Below are 1,594 nucleotides of genomic sequence, written 5' to 3' on the forward strand. Positions count from 1 at the left end.
TCGGCGAGTCCCTCGGGCAGGACCGTCGCTACCGATGGGAAAGCGGCGTTCGCGCGGGCGGCAATCGCCAGATGGTCCGGGGCGTAGTCCGCCGAGGCGATCGCCGCTTCCATGGCCGCGGCCACCGGGCCGGCCGGAAGAGTCCTGGCCAGCAGCAGCACCCCGATCAGGGCCCGGGTCCCGGGGCCGTCACCGAGCTGGTGGCGGGCCTTGTCCCAGAACTTTTGGTGAGTGGTGGTGAAGGCACCGGACGCCCGCGCCGCGACCAGGGCAGTCGCCCCGGCCATCGCGCCGGGCTTGCGGGTCAGGACTTCCAGGTAGTGGTCGAGTTCGAGCACATGGGCGTACTTGTGCACGGCGCGCACATGTGCTGCGATCCGCTTGCCGTCAGCGAAGACCTCGATGAGTGCCGCCCCGATCCGCACACTGACACGCCGTCCGGCATAGGTGACCGGCACGGAGTAATAGCACTGGCGCACGCAGACCTCGGCCTTGTGGTTGGCCTTGACCGAGACGGTGGGGCCGGCCTCGAAAACATCGGCGGGCAGAGCCAGCAGCTCCGGGGTCTCGGCGGCGGCCGCGGCCCCGACGGTGACCGGGCGGGCGGAGATCACCCGGTGGTCATCCCTGTCCTCGCAGGCCGCCATGAACCCGTTCAAATCCGCCAGGGTCGCGAACTCGGGCACGGGGGTGAGCCAGCGGCGCCGGAACCGGCCGACCTCGCCCTCCACGCCGCCCTTCTCGTGGGCCCCTTCAATGCCGGGGATGCAAAAGAACGAGTCGAAACCGTAATGGGACCTCATGGCGATGAACCGCGGATTCTCCACCCGCTCCCGGCCCAGCGCCACCCTGATCACCGCCGGGGTCAGGTTGTCGTAGCGGATCATTTTCGACGGGACTCCGCCGAGGCGTTCGAAGGCCACGTTGTGTCCGTCCAGGAAGGATTCCTGGGCCTGGTTGGCATACGCCACATGCACGGCCCGGCCAGAATGGGACAGGCGCAGCACGAACATGAACAGCTTGACCATGATCCCGCCGATCAGGGCCTGGAACTCACCGAAATCGACTTCAGCTTCCGCGCCGGGGGCATGGGTCTGCGGGACCGCGACATCGACCGGGGTGCCCACCAACTCGCGCCGGATCTTCGCGACGGCATGGGTGACGGTGGATTCCGCCAGGGTGGCCCCGTGCTCGTCCACCAGCCGCTGCCAGATGCGCCGGGCGGTATGGCGCTGCTTGCGCGGCGCGTCCAGGTCAGCGACCAGCCACGCCCTGATGATTTTCAGCCACGGACCCATGGCCGGGGACTCCCGCACCGGTGCCTTGCGCGGGGGCGGCGTCGAGTCCGCCAGCGCGGCGCGCACCGTGCGCCGATGCACACCGTGGACCCGGGCCAGCTCTCGGACAGACATATCTTTTACTCTCGCATCGCGGCGGATACGCTCGAATTGTTCCACTCTCGATCTCTCTTTCAAACCCGTTCCGTTCTCTCAGTCTTGGACGACAAAGGGAACGCTACGGGCGGGTCGAGGGTGGGGCCAATTCAAGCGACTAAAAGCCCTACAAGTGGGGCCATTTCAGGATGCCATACCCA

At 67.6% G+C, this 1,594-nt stretch carries 1 protein-coding gene; it reads right to left on the reverse strand.

From position 1 onward, the window contains the following. Positions 1-1,412, reverse strand: a 1,412-nt coding sequence (gene istA, locus RCH07_RS19170; protein ID WP_326969084.1) for an IS21 family transposase, incomplete at its 3' end; no start/stop codon positions are given. Positions 1,413-1,594 lie beyond the last annotated feature (182 nt).

The organism is Arthrobacter sp. CG_A4, from assembly GCF_035985125.1.
GTDB lineage: Bacteria > Actinomycetota > Actinomycetes > Actinomycetales > Micrococcaceae > Arthrobacter.